General features: G+C 67.3%; 15 protein-coding genes and 1 pseudogene. 10 read left to right on the forward strand and 6 right to left on the reverse strand.

What is annotated here, in order from left to right; genetic code table 11:
• Nucleotides 1–317 (forward strand): annotated as a pseudogene (locus tag ABD654_RS00015) (IS1380 family transposase); the annotation flags it as partial.
• Nucleotides 318–723: 406 nt separating this feature from the next.
• On the opposite strand, the gene ABD654_RS00020 reads toward ABD654_RS00015, so the two are convergent.
• Nucleotides 724–1719 (reverse strand): LLM class flavin-dependent oxidoreductase, encoded by a 996-nt coding sequence (locus tag ABD654_RS00020; RefSeq protein ID WP_344701015.1) that lies wholly within the window; start codon nucleotides 1717–1719, stop codon nucleotides 724–726.
• A 193-nt stretch (nucleotides 1720–1912) separates the two neighbouring features.
• Here ABD654_RS00020 and ABD654_RS00025 point away from each other — a divergent pair, with 193 nt between their 5' ends.
• Nucleotides 1913–2563, forward strand: a complete 651-nt coding sequence (locus ABD654_RS00025; RefSeq protein WP_344701017.1) for a class I SAM-dependent methyltransferase — start codon at nucleotides 1913–1915, stop codon at nucleotides 2561–2563.
• On the opposite strand, the gene ABD654_RS00030 is transcribed toward ABD654_RS00025, so the two are convergent.
• Complete coding sequence (locus tag ABD654_RS00030; protein WP_344701019.1) at nucleotides 2558–3004, reverse strand: PACE efflux transporter; 447 nt, start codon at nucleotides 3002–3004, stop codon at nucleotides 2558–2560. The two genes, ABD654_RS00025 and ABD654_RS00030, sit on opposite strands and share 6 nt — an antisense overlap.
• Before the next feature lie 214 nt (nucleotides 3005–3218).
• Between ABD654_RS00030 and ABD654_RS00035 the strand changes: the two genes are divergently transcribed.
• The gene (locus ABD654_RS00035; RefSeq protein ID WP_344701021.1) at nucleotides 3219–3791 is read left to right on the forward strand and encodes a hypothetical protein; all 573 of its coding nucleotides are present in this window, start codon (nucleotides 3219–3221) and stop codon (nucleotides 3789–3791) included.
• A 65-nt stretch (nucleotides 3792–3856) separates the two neighbouring features.
• Nucleotides 3857–5323, forward strand: coding sequence for a phospholipase D-like domain-containing protein (locus tag ABD654_RS00040; protein ID WP_344701023.1), 1467 nt, complete (start codon nucleotides 3857–3859; stop codon nucleotides 5321–5323).
• Between the two features lie 13 nt (nucleotides 5324–5336).
• On the opposite strand, the gene ABD654_RS00045 is transcribed toward ABD654_RS00040, so the two are convergent.
• Complete coding sequence (locus ABD654_RS00045; protein WP_344701025.1) at nucleotides 5337–6803, reverse strand: peptide MFS transporter; 1467 nt, start codon at nucleotides 6801–6803, stop codon at nucleotides 5337–5339.
• Nucleotides 6804–7078: 275 nt separating this feature from the next.
• On the opposite strand from ABD654_RS00045, the gene ABD654_RS00050 reads away from it, so the two are divergent.
• Nucleotides 7079–7594, forward strand: coding sequence for an iron transporter (locus tag ABD654_RS00050; RefSeq protein WP_344701027.1), 516 nt, complete (start codon nucleotides 7079–7081; stop codon nucleotides 7592–7594).
• Nucleotides 7595–7802: 208 nt separating this feature from the next.
• A complete protein-coding gene (locus ABD654_RS00055) occupies nucleotides 7803–9200 on the forward strand; it encodes a 4Fe-4S binding protein (protein ID WP_344701029.1) in 1398 nt (465 codons plus the stop codon).
• A 175-nt stretch (nucleotides 9201–9375) separates the two neighbouring features.
• On the opposite strand, the gene ABD654_RS00060 is transcribed toward ABD654_RS00055, so the two are convergent.
• Entirely contained in the window at nucleotides 9376–10044 is a 669-nt protein-coding gene (locus tag ABD654_RS00060; protein ID WP_344701031.1) for a cysteine hydrolase family protein, read from the reverse strand.
• Nucleotides 10045–10074: 30 nt separating this feature from the next.
• Complete coding sequence (locus ABD654_RS00065; protein ID WP_344701033.1) at nucleotides 10075–10614, reverse strand: GbsR/MarR family transcriptional regulator; 540 nt, start codon at nucleotides 10612–10614, stop codon at nucleotides 10075–10077.
• A 20-nt stretch (nucleotides 10615–10634) separates the two neighbouring features.
• Here ABD654_RS00065 and recC point away from each other — a divergent pair, with 20 nt between their 5' ends.
• From recC to ABD654_RS00085, 4 genes are all read left to right on the forward strand, one after another.
• A complete protein-coding gene (recC, locus tag ABD654_RS00070; RefSeq protein ID WP_344701035.1) occupies nucleotides 10635–14255 on the forward strand; it encodes an exodeoxyribonuclease V subunit gamma in 3621 nt (1206 codons plus the stop codon).
• Nucleotides 14252–18082 carry an exodeoxyribonuclease V subunit beta gene (gene recB, locus ABD654_RS00075; RefSeq protein WP_344701037.1) on the forward strand — a complete coding sequence of 1277 codons (3831 nt, stop codon included), beginning with the start codon at nucleotides 14252–14254 and terminating at the stop codon, nucleotides 18080–18082. The genes recC and recB overlap by 4 nt, the downstream gene beginning before the upstream one ends.
• Nucleotides 18079–20142: an exodeoxyribonuclease V subunit alpha gene (gene recD / locus ABD654_RS00080; RefSeq protein ID WP_344701039.1), complete on the forward strand. Its 2064-nt coding sequence runs from the start codon at nucleotides 18079–18081 to the stop codon at nucleotides 20140–20142. The genes recB and recD overlap by 4 nt, the downstream gene beginning before the upstream one ends.
• 187 nt (nucleotides 20143–20329) lie before the next feature.
• Nucleotides 20330–20623 carry a hypothetical protein gene (locus tag ABD654_RS00085; RefSeq protein WP_344701041.1) on the forward strand — a complete coding sequence of 98 codons (294 nt, stop codon included), beginning with the start codon at nucleotides 20330–20332 and terminating at the stop codon, nucleotides 20621–20623.
• Nucleotides 20624–20749: 126 nt separating this feature from the next.
• Here the strand turns inward: ABD654_RS00085 and ABD654_RS00090 are convergent, their stop codons facing one another.
• On the reverse strand, nucleotides 20750–21775 hold the full coding sequence (locus ABD654_RS00090; protein ID WP_344701043.1) for a zinc-binding alcohol dehydrogenase family protein: 1026 nt from the start codon (nucleotides 21773–21775) through the stop codon (nucleotides 20750–20752).
• Nucleotides 21776–22008: the final 233 nt, after the last annotated feature.

Consider the following 22008-nt stretch of genomic DNA (forward strand, 5'->3'; position numbering starts at 1 on the left):
CCACTGGCCGCCGGAAAAGGTGTTATCGCTGTACCGCAAGCGCGGCAGCGCCGAGGCGCACATGGGCGAGGTCAAGTCGGCGCTGGATGTCCACCTCTCGTCGACGGATCGCGGCGCCTCTACCGAGCAGAACGTGATGGATCGCAACGAGGCGAGTCTTCTGCTGAGCCTTTACGCCTATCAGGTGCTGCATGGTCTGCGTTGCGTGCTGGAACGGCAAACCCGACAGGGCTGGAGCCTGATCCGNCGGCGCCGCAGCCGATAAATGGTGGCCGACTCTGCTGAAAGGGCTACCAAAACTGACAGCGTTGCGCTGACGCCTCAGCGGTCGCATAAGCGAGAGAGTGAGACGCCGGTCCTGTCGATGACCGGCGGTTCCGGCTGCCCGGATGACCGACGACAAGGCAGGGAAGGGGCTGAATAACGGCGATAGCAGCCGGACAGAGCGTCACCGGAAGACGGTGCCGTCTCGAAATCGGCATCCGGCGACGAGCTACCGGCTCCCCGGGGCTTCAGGATGCCCAGTCAGCGTTCCGGTGAATAAGCCGGGATCAAGGCATCGTGCAGTTAAAGGCGGCAGGGCTGTCCGTCTCTGCCTACTGAGGCTCGCGTAAAGCCGGCGTACTGTCGGTAGCAGCTGTTGAAGTGGGAAGCCCCGTCCGTGGCGCATTAGCGCGTAGGGCGGGGAGCAGTCACCGTATGCGCCGTATCCACCGGCGCCGTTTAGCCACGGCACAGCTCGGCCAGCAGCTCAAGCGAGCGCAGGCGATCCTCGCGGTCGTAGACATCGGTCACGACCATCAGCTCGTTGGCGCCGGTTTGCTGCAAAAACGCCTCCAGCCCTTCGCGCACGCGTTCGGGCTCACCTACCACTGCCGCGCCCAGGTTTTGTGCTACGGCGGCCTGCTCGCGGGGCGTCCAGTCAATATGCTCCACCGGCGGCAGGCTTTGGGTGCTGCGGCCGCGATGCAGGTTGAGAAATTTCTGCTGGGCGGTGGTGTTCAGGTAGTGGGCGTAGGCGTCGCTTTCGGCCACGATCACCGGCAGCCCCACCATGGCGTAGGGTTCATCCAGCACTTCAGACGGGCAGAACGCCCGGCGATACAGCGCCAGCGCCTCTTTAAGGTGGGCCGGGGCGAACTGCGCGGCAAAGACAAACGGCAGCCCCAGCTGCCCGGCAAGCCGGGCGCTATAGCCGCTGGAACCCAAAAGCCATACCGGAACGTGGGAATTTTGCCCGGGCACCGCGCGAATGCGCTGCCCCGGCGCGGGCGTGCCCAGATAGCGGCGCAGCTCGGCCAGCCGCTCGGGGAAGTCTTCCACCCCGGCGAACGGGTCGCGGCGCAGCGCGCGCATGGTGGCCCCGTCGGATCCCGGCGCGCGGCCCAGGCCCAGATCAATCCGGCCGGGGTGCAAAGCGTTCAGCGTGCCAAACTGCTCGGCGATGACCAGCGGGGCATGGTTGGGCAGCATGATCCCGCCGCTGCCCACGCGAATGCGCTCGGTCTGGCTTGCCACATGGCCGATCAGCACCGACGTCGCCGCGCTGGCAATGCCGTCAATGTTGTGGTGCTCGGCCAGCCAGTAGCGATGATAGCCCAGCGCATCGGCCTTTTGCGCCAAAGCTACGCTGTCTGCCAGGGCATCGCCTGCGCTTTCCCCCTGACGGATCGGCGCCAGATCCAAAACGGAAAGCGGGGTTTGATCGAGTAACGACATACCGGCCTCGCTGCTGATTGCGGTGACAAATTCCAAGTAAAACAAAAATATAGCGCGCCGTCAGGGTAGGCAGCCCCTTGGCGGACCTTCGCTGCTGCTGACATCGGCGGCCAAAAAACGTAGCGTTTTGCACACATGCCGCTACAGGGCCTGCTTGCGCGGCCCACGCTGAGCGCGACCACGGAGATATCGTATGTTCAACACCACCGCCTGGAATCGAATCCGCTACGATCTGTACGCGCCCGTCTACGATGCCGTGGCCGAGCGCGCCTTGCGTCAGGCGCGGCGTGCCTCGCTTTCGCAGATCGAATGGCGGCCGGGCATGCGCGTGCTGCTGGTAGGCGCGGGCACCGGGCTTGATCTGCCCTGGCTGCCGGACGATATCGCGCTTTACGCAACGGATCTCTCGCCGGCCATGGTGCGGCGGCTGCAAAAGCGCGCCGATGCCCTGGGTAAACACGCGCAGATAGAACAAATGGACGCCGAACGGCTCACCTACGCCGACGGCGACTTTGACGCGGTGATCATGCACTTGGTGCTGGCGGTCATGCCCGACCCGGCCTGCGGCCTTGACCAGGCCTATCGAGTGCTGAAAAGCGGCGGCCAGCTGTGCGTGCTGGACAAGTTCCAGCCGGATGCCCGCCCGGCCGGCCTTGCCCGGCGCGCGGCAAACGCGGTGACCTCGGCCATTGCCACCGACATCACCCGCCAGGCGCGGCCGCTGCTGGAAGGCGCGGGATTTGTCATAGAAAAGGATACGCCGGTACTGCTGGGCTCGCTGGTGCGTGCGCTGGTGGCGCGCAAGCCCTCCACCCGCCGTGTAGAACACCGCACCGATTCATGAGTTGGTGCCGGCGTTGGCGGCGCTGTATTCGCCGCCCACGGGAAACACCAGATCATAGGCCCAGTTGAAGACAAAGGCGTAGACGACGTAGAAAAGCGAAAACGAAATATCCATCTGAAAGGCGTGGAAAACAGACATCTCCAGATACCAGGCGATAAACGGCAAAAGCGCCATCAAAAGGCCGACTTCAAACAAAACGGCGTGCAGCACGCGAATGAGCAGGGTTTTGCGCACCTCACCCCGCAGGCGCTTCATGGCGTGGTCAAATCCCAGGTTATAGGCGTAGTTCCAGCAGGTGGCGATAGTCGCCCCCACCACGGCAATCACGCCGATATCGTTCATCGGCTTGGCGAACAGCCAGCCGCCCAGCGGAATCACCAGCAAAAGACCAATTATTTCAAACGAGATCGCATGGCGAAGACGATCCTTGACGGTGCGCATGCAACCCTCCCAGCCGTGCGGCGTATCCAAGTAGTCGGCCAGTGTAACCAACAACCGCCCGCACTTTCAGCCCGAGGCTTTGGCCATGCACCGCGCTGGGCGGCCAGCGGCGTTTCTCCCGGTGCCGCCTGTGCTAGGCTTGGCCCGATTTTACCGCCGTTGCGCACGGCAATACCGGCATACCAACGCGTGCAAGGCACGCTCAGGAGATTTCATGCGAGTGATTCAGGTCAACGAGCCGGCCCAGCGTGACGCCTGCCTGGCGCGGCTGTGTGCCGACACCTTCGGCAGCGAATCGGGCCTTACGCCGCTGCTGCGCTTTGCCGGCGTCACCGGCGTGCTGTTCGAGCAGCAGGCGGCCCGGGTGCTGGCGCTGGTGGACGATGATTCGCGCCCGCTCGCCCTGGCCCTGCTGGTGCTCGACAAGGCCAACCAGGGCATGACGCCGATGCTGATGCTGGATCTTGACACCCCGGCGGGCAGCTCCCCGGCCATGGTGCTGATCCACGAGCTGGCCCAGCGCGCACCGCTGCGCGTGGACGCCAACGACGACGCCGAGCAGCAGCGCCTGACCCACGCCGGCCTTGGCCGCTGGTTCGACGGCCCCCACGGCATCCGCATCGGCCTGAACGACAAGCACCCGGCGACCGCGCTTGCCGACATCGCCACGCCGCTCAGCGTTGACGACACCGCCGTGGCCCAGGGCTTCAAGCGCGACCGCACGCTGTTCGAGCGCTACAAGCAGCGCTTTACCGATAGCCTGGCGAATTTTCCCGCCGCGCTGTAACACCGCCACGTCACGGAGTTCTCATGCTCGGCTCGGGAAAGCGGCGCTTGCGAGGTCAACGCATCATGCCTGGAATCCTGTTACTGCTGCTGGCGGCCTGGCTGAGCATGGGGCTTTGGCAGCGCTACAAGCCGCTGCCCGCAGGCGTCGGCGTCGCCTGGCCTGCCCGGCCGGCGGAAAACGTGCGGCTGCTCACCGATGAAACCTGGTACGACGCCGACGGGCAGCGCCACGTCGATCAGGCGATTTTTGACGAAGTGCTGGCCCTGATCGGCCAGGCGCGGCGGCTGATCGTTGTGGACATGTTTTTGTTCAACGACTTCGCCGGCAGCGCCACAGGCGACGACGCGCGCCCGCTGTCGCGCGAGCTGACCGCAGCGCTGATCGCCCAGAAGCGCCGCTACCCCGAGATGACCGTGAGGGTGATCACCGACCCGCTCAATACGCTTTACGGCGCGCAGCAGCCCGCGCACTTTGCGCGGCTGCGCCGGGCCGGCGTGGAGCTGATCATCACCGACCTTGCCCGGCTGCGCGCCTCCAACCCGCTGTGGTCGGGGCTTTGGCATCTGGGGCTGAACCGGCTGGGCAACGACGCCGGCGGCGGCTGGCTGCCCAACCCGCTGGGGCACGGCCAGATCACCCTGCGCAGCTATCTGGCGCTGGCCAACGTGCGTGCCAACCACCGCAAGACGCTGGTGGTGGATGACGGCGACGGCTGGACCGGGCTGGTGACCAGCGCCAACCCCCACGACGCCAGCAGCCGCCACGACAACGTCGGCCTGCGCTTTAGCGGCCCGGCAGCACTTGACCTGCTGGCTTCCGAACGCCTGCTCGCCGGCTGGTCGAGCAGCGGAAAAGCGCCTGACGCGAGCGCCTGGCCGGCGGCCTCGGCCAAACCGGCCAGGCAAGCGGCACCGGCCACTGACAGCGACGGCCCGCGCCTGCGCATTCTCACCGAAGCGGCCATTCGCGACGCTGTGCTCACCCGCATCAAGCGGGCAAAGCGCGGCGAGCGGCTGGATATCGCGATGTTTTATCTCTCCCACCGCCCGCTGATCGCCGCTCTCAAGGCCGCCAGCGCCCGCGGCGTGGCCGTGCGCGTGCTGCTCGACCCCAACCGCCAGGCCTTTGGCCTGGCCAAAAGCGGCGTGCCCAATCGCCCGGTCGCTGCCGAACTCCACGCGGCCGGCATCGACGTGCGTTTTTGCATCACCCGCGGCGAGCAGTGCCACACCAAGCTGCTGCTGCACCGCCAGGCCCCGAGCGACCCCGCCGCCCGCGCGGCGATGATCCTGGGCTCGGCCAACTACACCCGGCGCAACCTGGACAATCTCAACCTGGAAACCAACGTCGCGCTTGCCGGCCGTACAGACACGCCGGCGCTTGCCGGTGCCGCCGCACTGTTCGAGCGCCAGTGGCGCTCCCCGGCCGAGCGGCGTACCAGCCGGCCCTTTCTCCCCGAAAAGGCCCCCGGCCCGGTCACCTATTGGCGCTACCGGCTGATGGAGGCCACCGGGCTTTCCAGCTTTTAGCCGCGGCCGGGCGTCAGTCCACTCCCTGCATGGTCTTGCGGATAAACGGCAGGCAAACCAGCAGCAGCGCCCCGCTGCCCAGGGCAATGACCGCCATGGTCACGAAATAGGTCACTTCGGTTTCCGGGGTGTAGAGGCCGCCCAGCTCGCCGCCGGAGGCAAAGCCCAGCGACATCGACATGAAAAAAAGCGCCAGCATCTGCGTTTGAAACGCCCGGGGCGCCAGCTTTGTCGAGACCGAAAGGCCAATCGGCGAAAGGCACAGCTCGGCACAGGTAAAGCCAAGCAGCAGCACCACCAGCACGGAAAGCGGCATGCTGTCCGCCAAGCTACCCAGAAACGGCACATAGCCAAGAAAGGTCAGCCCGATGATGCCCATGGCCAGCACGAACTTGCCCGCAGACGAGGGCTGGCGCTTGCCAAGGGTGGTCCAAAGCCAGGCAAACACGCCGGAAAAAACGATGATGGTCAACGCCTGCACGGACACCAGCCAGCCCACCGGCACCGTCCAGCCCCAGAAGTCGCGATTCACGCGCTGGTCGAAAAACGCGGTAATGACGGTATAGAACTGGCTGTAGAGCGCCCAGAAAACCGCGCTGGTCAAAAACAGCGGAATAAAGGCGTACACCCGGCGCTTTTCTTCATTCGTTACCCGATCGGAGCGCAGGATGACGTAGAAGTACGCCACGGAAGCGCAGGCAATAATGCCCAGCAGCACGGCGGCAAGGTTATCGGCGCGCACCCAGCCCGCGGCGATGGCCAGGGCAAGGCCGGCAACGGCCGCGGCGCCGGCGACGGCGTAGCGTTTGGCACTGCCTTCATCCAGCGGCGTCGGCGCGGCCTTTTGCGCCTCCGGCAGCTGCTTGCGTCCCTTGGCATACTGCAAAAGGCCAGCGGCCATGCCCAGCGCGGCGATGCCAAAACCGTAGTGAAAGCCGGCGCTTTGCTGCAAAACCCCGGTGAGCAGCGGGCCGGCAAAACCGCCGACGTTAATGCCCAGATAGAACAGGGAAAAACCCGCATCCCGCCGCGGGCTCCCCGGCGCGTAGAGCGAGCCCACCAGCGACGAGCAGGTCGCCTTGACCCCGCCGCCGCCCAGCGCGATGCACACAAGCCCCACGGCCACGCCGTGGACGCTGGGAATAAGCGCCAGGGCCGCATGCCCCAGCATGACGATAATGCCGGAGTAAAAAAGCGTGCGTTCAGCGCCGAACACCCGATCGGCAAACCAGCCCCCGAGAATCGCCGCCAGATACACCCCGCTGCCGTAGGCGCCGACAATGCCGATCGCCACCGGCTGGCTGATCGCCAGCCCGCCGCGCGTTGTCTCGTAATACAGGTAGATCAGCAGGATCGCCTGCATACCGTAGAAGGAAAAGCGCTCCCAGACCTCCATGCCAAACAGCGTCGCAAGCGGCCAAGGGTGGCCAAAGAAAGTGCGTTCGCGTCGGGCACGGCTGGCGTTTGGCAGGTCGTTCATGTTGGCTCCACATCACTATGCGGCTAGTGATTGATTAAGGCATTAAGCGGACTCGCCGTCGAGCAAGCGGCAGGGCTCGCCGTGCTGTTCAAGCGCGGGGCATTGTATAAAACATGTGCAAATAATTTGGCAAGGCATACGCTAAAACTTTATGCCGCCGGCGGCATTTACCGCGGTGCATCGTCGCATAGCGCAGAATATTATTGAGACCGAGTCTCATTCATGCAAAATGATGCCGTATACACGGTACACGCCCACTCTTGCAAGGAGCCTTTATGCAACGCCTGCCCCTGATCGCCCTGCCGCTGGCCGCCTTCGCGACCCAAGCGCTGGCGCTTGAATACCCCGTCGGCGAGCCTCACCAAAAAAACGGCATGGAAATCGCCGCCGTCTATCTGCAGCCGGTCACCATGGCGCCTGCCGGCAAGCGGGCCGCCGAGAACGCCGATGTACATCTGGAAGCCGATATCAGCGCGCTGCCCGAAAATCCCTACGGCTTCGCTCCCGGTGCCTGGGTGCCCTACCTGGAGATTGACTACGAACTGATCAAAGACGGCAGCGAAACGCCCATTGAAGGGCGCTTTATGCCCATGATCGCCAACGACGGAACCCACTACGGCGCCAACGTCAAGCTCGACGGCCCGGGCAAGTACCGCCTGACCTACACCGTTAGCGCACCGCAGTTTGCCCGCCACATTGACAAGGAAACCGGCGTGCCCGAGTGGTACGACACTTTCCAGGTGGACTACACGTTCGTATACGCCGGCACCGGCAAAAAAGGCGGCTACTAACGCCTATTGCGTGACGGCCGGCGGCCAACCGCTGTCGAAAGCCAAACGCCACCCAAGGAGGCAGCATGAGCGCACAGGCGCCAACGATCGTGGGGTGTAAAAGCGCCGGGGGAACGCAGGCCACAAGCGCTGCCTGCGCCCGGCTCAGCCGGCACCTGAACGCCGGCACGGGGGCTCTCTGATGGGCGGCTGTCAGACAGCGGCCGGCATGGCGGCGCCGCGCAACCCGCGGCTGGCGGCGCTGGGCCAGGCCCTGCAGCGCCATCGCAAGGCCATTCAGGTGATCCAGTGGCTGGTGGTGGGCATCTATGCCGTGCTGCTGCTGGTGCCGGCCTGGCTGCCCCTGCCCGACCACCAGGCACATATTCTTTCCAACCTGACGGTGTTTTCCGCCTTTGTCTTCTGGGGTATCTGGTGGCCCTTTGTGCTGGTCAGCATGGTGCTGTTCGGCCGGCTGTGGTGCGGCGTGTTCTGCCCGGAGGGCTCACTTTCCGAGGCCGCCAGCCGGGTGGGGCTGGGCCGGCCCATTCCGCCCTGGATACGCTGGAAGGGCTGGCCGTTCGTGGCGTTTCTGGGCACCACGCTGTACGGCCAGATGGCCAGCGTCTACCAGTACCCCACCGGCGCCCTGGTGGTGCTGGGCGGCTCCACCGTGGCGGCCGTGGTGGTGGGGCTGATCTACGGCAAGGGCACCCGGGTGTGGTGCCGCCATCTCTGCCCGGTCAACGGCGTGTTCGCCCTGCTCGCCAAGATTGCCCCGGTGCACTACCACACCGACAAGGCCGCCTGGGAAGACTTCAACCGCCGCGCCCGCCAAGGCGAAGTCGTGCGCCACTCCGCCCCCAACTGCGCGCCGCTGATTCCGCTGAAACAGCTCGACAGCACCAGCGACTGCCACATGTGCTCGCGCTGCAGCGGCTACAAGGGCGCGATAACGCTGCAGGCGCGCAAGCCCGGCAGCGAGCTTATCGCCCCGGCGCGCGATCGCCCGGCCAGCGTCTGGGAGTTTGCCCTGCTGGTCTTTGGCCTGCTGGGCATCGCCATCGGCGCTTTTCACTGGACGGCCAGCCCGTGGTTTGTGCCGCTCAAGCAGGCCATCGCCACCTGGCTGGTCGGCCACGGCTGGCTGTGGCCGCTGGAAACCACCGCCCCCTGGTGGGTGCTGACCAACTACCCGGCGCAAAACGACGTTTTCAACCTGCTCGACGGCGCGCTGCTGATCGGCTACATCCTCGCCACCGGGGTGGTGATGGGCACGCTGCTCAGCGTTAGCCTGGCACTCGGCAACCGCGCGCTGGGCGGCTGGTCCTGGCAGCGGCTGTGGCATTTGAGCTACGCGCTGATTCCGCTGGGCGGGCTGGGGGTGTTTCTCGGGCTTTCTACCGTCACGGTAACGCTGCTGCGCGGCGACGGCCTGCGCATGCTGTGGGTCAACGACGCCCGAGCGGCGCTGCTGATCGCCACCGCCGCCTGGTGCGCGCACCTGGGCTGGAAAATCGCCGGGCGCTACGCCACGGGCTTCAGGCGTCTGGGCGGGTTTGCCGGCACGGCGCTGGCCATCGGCGTGGTACTGCTGGCGTGGTGGCTTATGTTCTGGGGGTGGTAGCGTTAAAACGGCGGCGGGCAGCGCCCGTCGCCGTCGCGGTATAAGCGTTAAGCCGGGCCTTATTTACCCAGCATCGCGTCCACGCGTTCGCGGTTGTCGTCGATCCACTCGGCAGCGGAAGTCTCGAACGGCACGCCGTCATCCTCGTACGCGGCCATCATTGTAGTGGCCGGCGTTACCGCGACGGTGCGACAAGCTTGCCGAACGTTTCACGCAGCGTTTCCGGCGCGAAGGGCAGCGCGTCAGCCTCGCTGGCCTGCCAGGCGGTGTAGTCGCCGCCGCCCAAACAAGCGATCATGTTGTCGGTATCCAGCATTTCCAGGGCATACACCCAGTTGGCCATGATCGTCAGCGCGGCCATGTGCGCGCCCTCGTTGGACGCGGTGCACATGTCGTGGACCAGCTGCAGGCGGTAGTCGCGGAAGTAGGCATCGAAGACCGAGGTCATCAAACAGCCGTCGGTCACCACCCCGCCGATAATCAGATGCTTGACGCCCAGGCTTTTCAGCATCAAATCCAGGCTCGTTTCAAAAAAGGCGCTCCAGCGGTATTTGTCGATCACGATATCGCCGTCCTCGGGCGCCACCTCGTCTAAAATATCGATGCTGTCGCAGTTGTCGGCGTAATACAGCGGCTCGCCGCTGGCGTGGCGGGGCTCGTCCAGGGAAAGCCCGACGCCGTCGTGGCGGTTGATCTGGCGGGTATAAATCACCGGAATACCCGCCGCGCGACAGGCCTCGATCGTGCGCTGGGTGTTGCGCACCACCTCGTCCATGCCGAACAGGCCAAAGCCGCTTTCTTTCTGCAAATCGATGACCACCAGGGCCGTATCACTTATCGTCATGCTGTGTTGTCTCCGGTTGGATGCGCGCTATCAGCGCTCACGCGCTTGAGGGGTTTCGGCAGGCTCGGGCCGAGGGAAATGGGCGAAAATCTCGCCGGACTCCATGGCGTTGGCCAGCCGCATGATCCATGTCAGGTAGGCTTTGGAGCCGTTCACTCGCGCAGCGTCCTTTGCCGCGATTTCGCGAATGTCGCTGTCGGCCGCGTTATCGGCCAGATCGCGCATCTGAGGCTCTACCTGCTCCACTGCCTTGTGGATAACGTCGCGCTCCAGGCGCAGCATCTTGACCATGAAGCTCAGGAAATTCTGGAAAAAATCCCGCTCGGCGATATAGTGATCCTTGCGATCGCCTTTTTTCCACACCTTCACCACCATGCCGGTCTCCATGAGCTCACGGATACCCGTGCTCACGCTGGCCTTGCTCATGGCCACTTCGTCTTTGATGTCATCCAGGGTCAACGGCACTTCGGCGAAGTAGAGCACGGCGTAAACCCGCCCCGCGCCTCCTTTTGTATCCACAATCGGCGTATCATGGCCGGCGACGGGCACGGACGCGGGCGCCGTCGCCATCCTCGATCGCGGAGACCTTCATGACTGACGCCGCCAATTCCCAGGGCCTGATTGTGCTGCAGGGCAATCGCATGGAAGACCTGCGCGATTTGACCCTGGCATGGCTGGGCCAAACGCCGCTGCATCCGCTGGCGCGCACGGTATTTCTGGTACAGAGCAACGGCATCGCCCAGTGGCTCAAGACCTCCATTGCCGAGCATCAGGGCGCGCCGGGCTACGGCGTCTGCCTGGGTACCGAAGTTGCGCTGCCGGCGCGCTTTCAATGGCAGGCGTATCGCAGCGTGATCGAAGCCGTGGAAGGGCCGGGCACGGTGCCGGCCACCTCGCCCTACGACAAAGCCCGCCTGTGCTGGCGGCTGCTCGCACTGCTGCCCGAGGCTCTGGACAACCCGCTGTTTGCCCCGCTTGCGCGCTACCTGCGCCGCGACGACGAGCAGCGCAAGCACTACCAGCTGGCCGAGCGCCTGGCCGATCTGTTCGATCAGTACCAGGTCTACCGCGCCGACTGGCTGAACGCCTGGGAAGCCGGCGACGACGTCATCACCCTGCCCGGCAACCGCACCGCCCCGGTGCCCGAAGAGCAGCGCTGGCAGCCGGCGCTGTGGCGGATGATCCACGCCTCGCTGGATAGCACCCAGCGCCACAGCCACCGCGGCGCGGTGCACCGCCGCTTCAAGGCCGCCGCCGAACGGCTCGACGAGCGCCCGGCCGAGCTGCCGCCGCGCATCGTGGTGTTCGGCCTTTCCTCGCTGCCCCAGCAAACCCTGGAAGTGCTGGCCACGCTCTCAGGGCTGAGCGAGGTCGTGCTCTGCCTGCTCAACCCCTGCCGCTTTTACTGGGGCGAGATCATCGAAACCCGTGAAGCGCTGCGCCGCCACGCCCGCCAGCAGCGCCGCCGGGGCATGCCCGCAGCGCTTCACCACGCCCCCGAGCAGCTGCACCTGCACGCCCACCCGCTGCTCGCCGCCTGGGGCAAGCAGGGCCGGGACTACCTGCAGCTGCTAAGCGAACACGACGCCACCGACGTCGCCGCCATGAACGCCGTGCTCGACCGCTCCGTGGACCTGTTTCTGGCACCGCCCACCGATTCGCTGCTCGGCCAGCTGCAGGACGACATTCTCAACCTGCGCCCGCTGGCCGAAACCCAGGCCACCTGGCCGGCGCTTGACCCCGCCGACGCCTCGATTGCCTTTCACCTCTGCCACAGCCCCCAGCGCGAGCTTGAGGTGCTCCACGACCAGCTGCTTGACGCCTTCGCCGCCGACCCCACGCTCGAACCCCGCGACATCATGGTCATGGTGCCGGACATCAACGACTACGCCCCGGGCATCGACGCGGTGTTCGGCCAGTTCGCCCCGGGCGAGGCGCGCCATCTGCCCTACCACATCGCCGACCAGCAGCAGCGCCACCGCGAGCCTTTGCTGGTGGCGGTAGAAACGCTGCTGTCGCTGCCGCAGCTGCGCTTTCGCGCCAGCGAGATTCTCGACCTGCTCGACATCGCCCCGCTGCGCGAACGCTTCGGCCTGGCGGAGAGCGATCTGCCCACCCTGCAGCGCTGGATCGGCGAGGCCAACGTGCGCTGGGGGCTGGATGCCGCCCAGCGCAGCGAGCTGGGCCTGCCCGAACACGACGAGCTGCACACCTGGCGCTTCGGCCTGGAACGCATGCTCATGGGCTACGCCGTGGGCGAAGCCGACGACGACGCCGACGACTGGGCCGGCATCGTCCCCTACGACGAAGTTGCCGGGCTCGACGCCGCCCTTGCCGGCCCTCTCTACCGGCTGATGCTTACCCTCGGCGAGCTGCGCACACAGCTTGCCAAGCCGCGCTGCGCCGACGACTGGAGCGCCACGCTGACCGCCATGCTTGACGCCACCCTGACGCCCACCGGCAGCGCCGAGCAGGCCCTGCGCGAGCGGCTGCAAACCGCCCTGGAAGACTGGCGCGACGACATCGCCGCCGCCGACGCCGGCCTTGCGCTGCCGCTGGCGGTGGTGCGCGAGAGCTGGCTTTCACGCATTGACGCGCCCCAGCTGTCCCAGAGCTTTGTCATGGGCCGGATCAGCTTTGCCACGCTGATGCCCATGCGCGCCATTCCCTTTCGCCATATCGTGCTGCTGGGCATGAGCGACGGCGCCTACCCGCGGCGGGCCGACGTCATGGATTTTGATCTGATGGCCATGCGCGGCCACTACCGCGCCGGCGACCGCTCGCGCCGCGACGACGACCGCTACCTGTTTCTTGAAGCGCTGCTATCCGCCCGCGAACGGCTGACCATCAGCTGGTGCGCGCGCAGCCCCCAGGACAACGGCGAGCAGCCGCCGAGCGTGCTGGTAGGCCAGCTGCGCGACCACCTGGGCAAGGGCTGGCACCTGGCCGGCCAGCCGCCCCACGCCGAGCGCACCCCCGGCGAGGCCGCCAAGCTTGCCCGGGCGCTGCTCGCCACGCTGACCACCGCGCACCCGCTGCAGCCCTTCGGCGCGGCGTATTTTCGCGCCGACTCAACGCTTTTCACCTACGCCGACGAATGGCAGGAGCTGCATCACGCCGGCGAGGCAGACGACGCCGAGGCAACGCCAGACGCCGCCCTCACCGCCTGGCAGCCCGAAGGGCCCATTGCGCTGGCCGCACTCACCGGCCTGCTGCGCGACCCGATCAGCGCGCTTTTTCACCAGCGCCTGGCCACGCGGATGCACGACGACGATGCGCTCACCGAAGACGACGAGCCTTTCGCCTTTGCCGGGTTGGAGAAATGGCACCAGCGCGACGCCCTGATCCAGCCGCTGGGCCAGCGGCTCGCCCGCACGCCCGCCAGCACCGACGACGACCTCACCGCACTGTTCGACCGTCAGGTCGAGCGCCAGCAAAACGCCGGGCAGTATCCGCCCGCACCGGTCGGGCCGATCATCCGCCGCCAGCTGCTGGCGCGGGTGCCCGCCGCGCTGAGCGCCTATCGCGATCTGCTGGCGCGCTACCCCGAGCCGCTGGCCGTCGCCCCGCGTATCGTCCACGCAAGCGACGTAGCCCCGGCCGAGGGCAGCCCCCCGCTCACCCTGGACGACACCCTGACGCATCTGCACGCGGCGTCCAACGATCCCGCAGACGTTGCTCGCATTGTGCTGCTGACCGGCGAAATCCACCGGGGCGACGACCTGCGCTGGCCGCATGTTCTGCGCCACTGGCCGGCGCATTTGGCCGTGCAGCTGCGCTATCCCGGCGCTGCCAGCCATCTGGTCTCGCCCAGCGGCACGCTGGAGATTCCCGGCATGCCCGCCGCCGACGCGAAAACCCGGCTGAACGCGCTGATGGACGGCTGGCTGCGCGGCATGCGCAGCGTCACCCCGACCCATCCCGATCTGGCCTTTGCCGCCCTGGCCCGCTACCCCGCCGCCGGCGATGAACACTGGCCGCCCCTCGGCCTTGCCGACGACGGCGAGCTCTACCAGAGCTGGGAGACAAGCTGGGCCTATCTCCCCGAACGCAGCCCGCTGGTGCTGCGCGAGTTTGCCACCCTCGACGCCCTGGTGACGCACCCCGACTTCGGCCGCGCCAGCCGCGAGCTCTACGCCGACGTGCACACCTGGATCGGCGGCGCACGCCCGCGCGCCCATCGCCATAACGCCGAAGAGACCACCTCATGAGCCAGCTTCCCCTGACGCTGCCCCTGCGCGGCAACCAGCTGATCGAGGCCAGCGCCGGCACCGGCAAGACCTTTACCATTGCCCTGCTGTACGTGCGCCTGGTGCTGGGCCACGGCCAGCCCGACAGCGACGATTCACAGCGCGCCAACGGCTTTTTCCGGCCGCTGATTCCCCCGGAAATTCTCGTGGTCACCTTTACCGAAGCCGCCAGCCGCGAGCTTCGTGAGCGCATCCGCGCCCGGCTGGTAGACGCCGCCGACGCCTTTCGCGCCGACGCCGGCGACGACGGTCTGGCCGCGCGCGACCCGCTGCTGGCGGCGCTGCGCGATGACATGGCGCCGCACGCCTGGCCCGGCTGCGCCCGGCGTTTGACCCTGGCCGCCGAGTGGATGGACGACGCCGCCATTGCCACCATTCACGGCTGGAGCCAGCGCATGCTCAAAGAGCACGCCTTCGACAGCGCAAGGCTTTTCCGCCAGGAAGTGGTCAAGGATCTAACCGAGCTCACCCGGGAAGCGGTCACCGACTACTGGCGCACCCGGGTCTACCCGCTCACCGAGGGCCTGGCCGCCGCTATGCTTGACCTGTTTCCGTCCCCGGATGCGCTGCACGGCAAGCTGCGCCCCCTGCTGCAGCGCGACGATGCCCGGCTGGTGTTCGGCGGCGAGCCGCTGGCCGCCGGCGACTTCAGCCGGCAGCTGAACGCCTACCGCCACGCCAGCGAAGCGGCCGAACGCCTGGCAGAAGACGCCCGCCAGGCCTACCTCGCCGACGCCGGCGCGGTGCACGATGCCCTGCACGCGCTGCGCGACGCGATGAGCGGCAACACGTTCCGCGGCGTCAAGGACGACGCCACATTCGCCGAGTGGCTAGCCCAGCTGGCCGCCTGGGGGCGCGGCGACATCACCCTGGCGGAGGCCGGCTTTGTCACCAAGCTCGCCCGCGGGCGTCTCAAGCTGAAAAAGGGCCACGCGCTGCCGGACATGGCGCTGTTTGATCGCCTGGAAGACTGGCGCACCTACCGCGACGAAAGCCAGACGCTGGAACGCGAGCTGGCCCCTCGGGTGCTCGCCGACGCCCGAGACTGGGTCCGCCGGCGCCTCGCTGACACCCTTGAGGCCAACGCCCAGCTGGGCTTTGACGACATGATTCGCGGGCTGGCCGAGGCCCTCGACGGCGACGGCGGCGACGCCCTGGTGCGGCGCATCCGCGAGCAGTTTCCCGTGGCCATGATCGACGAGTTTCAGGATACCGACCCGGCGCAGTACCGCATCTTCGAGCGCATCTACTTTACCCCCGACAGCGCTTGCCACAGCACGCCCGACGCCGCCCCGGAGGCGGGCGTGACGGCTGACGGCGAAGAGGCCGCCGCGCTTGTGCTGATCGGCGATCCCAAACAGGCCATCTACGGCTTTCGCGGCGGCGATATCTATACCTATCTTGCCGCCCGCCGCGCTACCCGCGGCCGTCATCACAGCCTGGACACCAACTTTCGCTCCGCCGAGGTCACCGTCGAGGCGGTCAACCGCCTGTTCGCCCGCGCCGAGCGCCGCCACGCCCGCGCGGCCTTCCGCTTTGCGCCAGCTGCCGATACCCCGGGCGCCGAGGCGCACAACCCCCTGCCCTTTGCCCCCGTTCAGGCCAACGGCCGCCGGGAAGTGCTGCACCTCGACGGCCGCCCGGCCGCGGGCCTGACCGGCTGGCTGCTGAGCGACGCCGACCACGACGCCGGCCTGCTCAGCAAAACCGCCTACCTCAAGCGTGCCGCGCACCGCTGCGCCGATCGCCTGGCCCAGTGGCTCAACCAGGCCGACGCCGACCCCAGCGCCGCCGGCTTTATTCCGCCGGACGGCACCGCGGCGACCCCGCTGCGCGCCGGGGACATCGCCATTCTGGTGCGCGATCGCCGGGAAGCCGCCGCCATACGCGATGCGCTCAGCGAACGGGGGCTGGCCAGCGTCTACCTGTCCGATCGCGACAGCGTCTTCGCCACCGCCGAGGCCCGCGATCTATTGCAGTGGCTCAAGGCCATGGCCAGCCCCGAGTCGGTGACCCTGCTGCGCGCGGCGCTGGCCACCGCCACCCTGGGCCTTTCGCTTGCCGAGCTGGACCGGCTGCAGCGCGACGAGACCGCCTGGGAGCGCGTGCAGGAGCGCTTTATCGGCTATCGCCGGCGCTGGCAGCGTCGCGGGGTGCTGCCGGCGCTGCGCCAGCTTTTGCACGACTACCGCATTCCCGCCCGGCTGCTGGCCGCCGAGCAGGGCCAGCGGCGGCTGACCAACCTGCTGCACCTGACCGAATGGGCCCAGCAGGCCAGCGACACCCTGGACGGCGACCACGCCCTGCTGCGCCTGCTCGCCGAGCATCTGCAGGAACCCGGCAAGGACGAGCAGATTCTACGGCTGGAAAGCGACGCCAACCTGATCCAGGTGGTCACCGTGTTCAAGGCCAAAGGGCTTGAATATCCGCTGGTGTGCCTGCCGTTTCTCTGCACCTACAAACCCATCAGCGGCCAGTCCGGCACCCCGCTTTACCATGACGCAGACGACCGCCCGGTGCTCGAACTTGCCACCAGCCAGCAAACGGCCGGGGAAAGCTTCGCCCGGGCCGACGACGAGCGCCTGTCAGAAGAGGTGCGCCTGCTCTACGTCGCCCTGACCCGCGCGCGCCACGCCACCTTTGTCGGCCTGGCACCGCTGCGCCTGGGCAAGGCCAAAACCGCCACTCTGCACAAATCAGCGCTGGGGTATCTGCTGGCCGGCGGCGAGCCGATCCCCGATCTTGCCGACCTGCGCCAGCGCTGGGCTGCGCTGGCCGAAAACAGCCCGGCCATCGCCCTGGAGGAAGAGGCCGGCGCGCCGAGCCGCTACCGCCCGGTGGCCGCGCCGGTGCCGGCCAAGCCCGCGCGCACTCCCGGCCACCGCGCCTTTGCACCCTGGTGGATTGCCAGCTATTCGGCGCTGCAACAGCGGGGGGCTGCCGCCCCGGAAACTCCCAAGGCCGCGGTGCTCGACGAAGGGCTGGAGGAAGAAACAAGCGCCGCCCCGGCGCTTGCGCCGCTGCACCGCCGGGCACCGGCGGCGGACACGCTGCACGCCTTTCCTCGCGGGCCCGGGCCCGGCACCTTTTTGCACGGCATTCTGGAGGCTCTGGCCGAGCACGGCTTCGCCGCCGCGCGGCACGATACCGCACTGCTCGAACGGCTGGCGCGGCGCTGCCAGCGGCGCGGCTGGGACGACCACATTGATACCCTGCGCCACGCCATGGCGCAGTGGCTGGCCACCCCGCTCATCGACGACGGCACGCTAACGCTTGCCGAGCTTGCCCGCTACCGCGCCGAGCCTGATTTCTGGTTTGCCACCGCCGACGCCATGACCCCGGCTTTGGACAAGCTCACCCGGGCGCACCTGTTCCCCGGGGCGTCCCGCCCGCAGCTGGGCTACCAGCGGCTCAACGGCCTGCTCAAGGGCTTTATCGACCTGCTCGCCGAGCACAACGGGCGGTTTTACATCATCGACTGGAAATCCAACTGGCTGGGGCCCGACGACGACGCCTACCACGCCGACGCGCTGCGCCGCGCCATGCTCGACAAACGCTACGACATGCAGCTCGCTCTCTACCTGGTCGCGGTGCACCGCCACCTGCGCCAGACGCTGCCGGACTACGACTACGAGCGCCACGTCGGCGGCGCCATGCTGGTGTTTCTGCGCGGCATCCAGGCGCCGTCCCGGGGCGTTATCCCCATCAAACCGCCGCTGGCCTTTATCGACGCGCTGGATCGCTGCCTGGCCGGCGACCGCGCCGCTGCCAAGGAGGGCTCGCCGTGAGCCACACCGACGACGCCACGCTGCGCCTGGCCCGGGCGCCCTATCCAAGCGCCGATCAGGCGCTGACGGACAACGCCGCCCTGCTCGGGCTGCTGTTTGCCTGGGCGGAATACGGCTGGATTCGCGATCTCGACGCCGCGCTGGCCCACCGCTTGGCGCAGCTGGCGCCGGAAGCCGAGCCCGCCGGCCTGCTGGCCGCCATGCTGGTCAGCCACCAGGCCGGCCAGGGGCATTTGCTACTGGACCTGGAGCGCGCCCGCCGGGCGCCGGAGAGCCTGCTTGCCGTCTCCCGCGATGACGGCGCCCCGCCGCCGCCGGAAGCGCTGATCCGCCGGCTGCCCGCCGGCTGGGCCGATGCGCTGCGCCGCTGGTCGGCCGTGGGCGAAGGGCCGGGCAACACCCCGCTGGTGCTGGAAGACGACCATCTCTATCTGCGGCGCTACTGGCGCCACGAGCAGCAGGTATCCCGGGGCATTGCCGCGCGCCTGACGCCGGCCGAAGCCGTCGAACCGGCCGGCCTGCGCCCGGTGCTGGACGTGCTGTTTCCGCCCGACAGGGCCGGCGCCGAACGCGCCGGTTCACAAAAGCTGGCCTGTGCGCTGGGCGCGCGCGCGCCGTTCACGGTGATCACCGGCGGCCCGGGGACCGGCAAGACCACCACGGTCATCCGCCTGTTGGCGCTGCTGCAGGTGCAGGCCATCAGCGAGCGCGGCGCACCGCTGGCTGTACGGCTGGCGGCGCCTACCGGCAAGGCCGCAGCGCGCCTGAGCGAGTCGATCAGCGGCCAGATCCAGGCGCTGGATGCGCTGGCGCTGCCCCACGCCGTGCAGGTGCAGGCGGCCATTCCCCACGAGGTTGCCACCCTACACCGGCTGCTGGGCGCGCGGCCGGGGACGCGCCACTTTCACCATCACCGCCGAAACCCGCTGGCGCTGGACATGGTGGCCGTGGACGAGGCCTCAATGGTGGATATCGACATGATGGCCGCCCTGCTCGACGCCCTGCCGCCCCACGCCCGGCTGGTACTGCTGGGCGACAAGGACCAGCTGGCCTCGGTGGAAGCCGGCGCGGTGCTGGGCAGCCTGTGCGCCCGGGCCGAGGCCGGCCACTACCAGCCGGCGATCAGCCGCTGGCTCGCCGCTGCCACCGGCATGGCGCTGCCGGCCGCGCTGGAAGACAGCCACGGCCGCCCGCTGGATCAGGCCGTTGCCATGCTGCGCCACTCTTTTCGCTTTGACGATGCCAGCGGCATCGGCCGGCTGGCCCGGGCCGTCAACGCTGGCGACAGCGCCCGGGCGCTGGCCGTGCTCGACGACGATGCCTACCCCGAGGTGCAGCAGCAAACGCAGGGGCTGATGACCCTCGCCCTCGACGGCACCGGCCGACCCGGCGGCTGCGGATATCGCCATTACCTCGGCGGCATTAGCGCAGAGCGCCCCGCCGCCGGCGCCGCCAAAGCCGACTGGGACCGCTGGGCCGCCGGCGTGCTAAAGGCCCACGCCCAGTTTCAACTGCTGACTCCGCTGCGCACCGGGCCCTACGGCGTCGACGCGCTCAATCCGCGCATCGAGCAGGCGCTGGCCCGCGCCGGGCTGATTGCACGGCCCGCCCGAGCAGCCGGCGCCCAGCCCAACCCCTGGTATGAAGGGCGCCCGGTGCTGGTTACCGGCAACGACTACAGCCTCAAGCTGATGAACGGTGACATCGGCATCGCGCTGGCGGTCCCCGCCGAGTTCAACCGCGAAGACGCCGCGATCATTTTGCGCGTGGCCTTTCCCGCCGGGGACGGCCAGGGCGGTATTCGCTGGGTGCTGCCCAGCCGGCTGCAGCAGGTAGAAACCGTCTACGCCATGACGGTGCACAAATCCCAGGGCTCGGAATTCGTCCACACCGCGCTGGTGATGCCGGATGCGCCCTCGCCGATTCTCACCCGCGAGCTGGTCTACACCGCCGTAACCCGGGCGCGCCAAACCTTCACCCTGCTAAGCGCCAGCACCCCCGTGGTGGAAGGCGCCGTGCGCCGCCGCATCGCCCGGCAGAGCCGGCTGTTTACATCTTAAGCCCCGCGAACGGGCTTGGGCTGGAAACAGCGGGACGGCGCGGCGGCCCTGCAAAAAAATTAGCAAGCTAATTAGTCTGATAAATACTTTCAATTAGCCGCGTAGCGCCGCCGGGGGCATCATGGAGCCATTACCGAGGGCGGCCGGCATCAAGGCCACGCCCCTGTCACTGTTACGGAGTTCGACCATGAAGAAGTCACTGCTTTTTTCTCTCGTTATTGCCGCTATTCTACCCGCCGCGGCCAGCGCCAGCGACAGCGCGGTCATCCAGCAGGCCAACCGCAGCATTGCAGAACCGATTGCCGCGACCGCGCCGGCTTCGCTGCCGGCACGGGCAAACGTTGAAGCCAAAAACGTGCTGGGGCACAGCGCCGCGCTGACCCAGGCCGAGTTCGTGCTGATGGCGCGCGCCAACCAGACCGCACAGCTGCCGGAAACCCAGCATCATCTGGACACCCCGAAGCAGCCGGCCGACTGGTAAGCCGTCCGTGCCTGCATAGCAAACGTGCCTGCATAGCAAGCGTGCCTGCATAGCAAAGGCAAAAAAGCCCCGTTCCTGAAAGCAGGAACGGGGCTTTTGCGTTTTAGCACCAGAGTAAATCGCAGCCTAGCGAAAACCTTCCAACACCACTTTGCCCTTGGCCGTGCCGGCTTCGATCAGCGCGTGGGCCTGGCGCATATGGGCCGCGTTGATCGGGCCCAGCACGGTATTCAGCGTTGTGCGAAGGCGCCCGGCATCCACGTCGCGGGCCACGCGGTTGAGCAGCCGGTGCTGCTCGATCATGTCCGGCGTTTTAAACATCGGCCGGGCAAACATGAACTCCCAGTGCAGGCTGGCCGCCTTGGTCTTAAGCCCGGCCATGGGCATGGGCTGCTCGGTATCGTCGATGCTGACGATGCCGCCCTGGGGGCGAATCAGCTCGACGGCGGCGTCCCAGTGGCCCATGTCGTTGAAGATCGCAATATGGTCAACGTGCTCGATGCCCAGCGCGCGCACCTGCTCCACCATAGGCTCGCGGTGGTTGACCACGTGATCGGCGCCGAGCGCTTTCACCCAGCGGGTGGTTTCTTCCCGGGAGGCGGTGGCGATCACTTCAAGCCCTGCGGCTTTTGCCAGCTGAATGCCGATGGAGCCCACGCCGCCGCCGGCGCCGATGATCATCAGGCGCTGGCCTTTATCCGCGCCGTCCGGATCAATGCCCAGCCGCTCGAAAAACGCTTCAAACGCGGTAATCGTGGTCAGCGGCAGCGCGGCGGCCTCGGCAAAGTCAAGCGTGGCCGGTTTGGCCCCGACAATGCGTTCGTCCACGCACTGGTACTCGGCGTTGGAGCCCTGGCGGGTGATGTCGCCGGCGTAGTACACCTCGTCGCCGGGCTTGAACCGCGTCACCTCCGGGCCCACGGCCTCAACGACGCCGCTGGCATCAAAGCCCAGCACCCGCGGCTCGCTGTGCGGGCCGTCGGCGCCGTCGCCCTTGGGGCGACGCAGCTTGGTATCGATAGGATTGACCGAGACCGCCCGGACCGCTACCTGCAGGTCCCGGCCCCGCGGCTCCGGTTTGGGTAGATCAATATCCAGCAGTGCCTGCGGGTTATCCACGGGCAGCTGCTGGGTGAACGCAACCGCTTTCATTACGTCTGCCTCCTTATGCGCGATGCATCAAGATGCGTGGGCTGCCGTGCAAAACGGCAGCGACCGATCCAGTGTGCCCGTAACGCCGCTGAAAGTTAATGCCGGGCGCAGCCGCGGGGCTTTGCCGCTTGTAACTATTTAGCTCATGCTGCCTGATCCAGCTCGTCCTCTCGCATGAAGGCAGGCACCTCACCGGCAAACAGTTGCTCCAGCGCCGTGTGCGCCGCCAGGCC

The sequence above is a fragment of the Halomonas cibimaris genome (assembly GCF_039537045.1).
GTDB classification, from domain to species: Bacteria; Pseudomonadota; Gammaproteobacteria; order Pseudomonadales; family Halomonadaceae; genus Vreelandella; species Vreelandella cibimaris.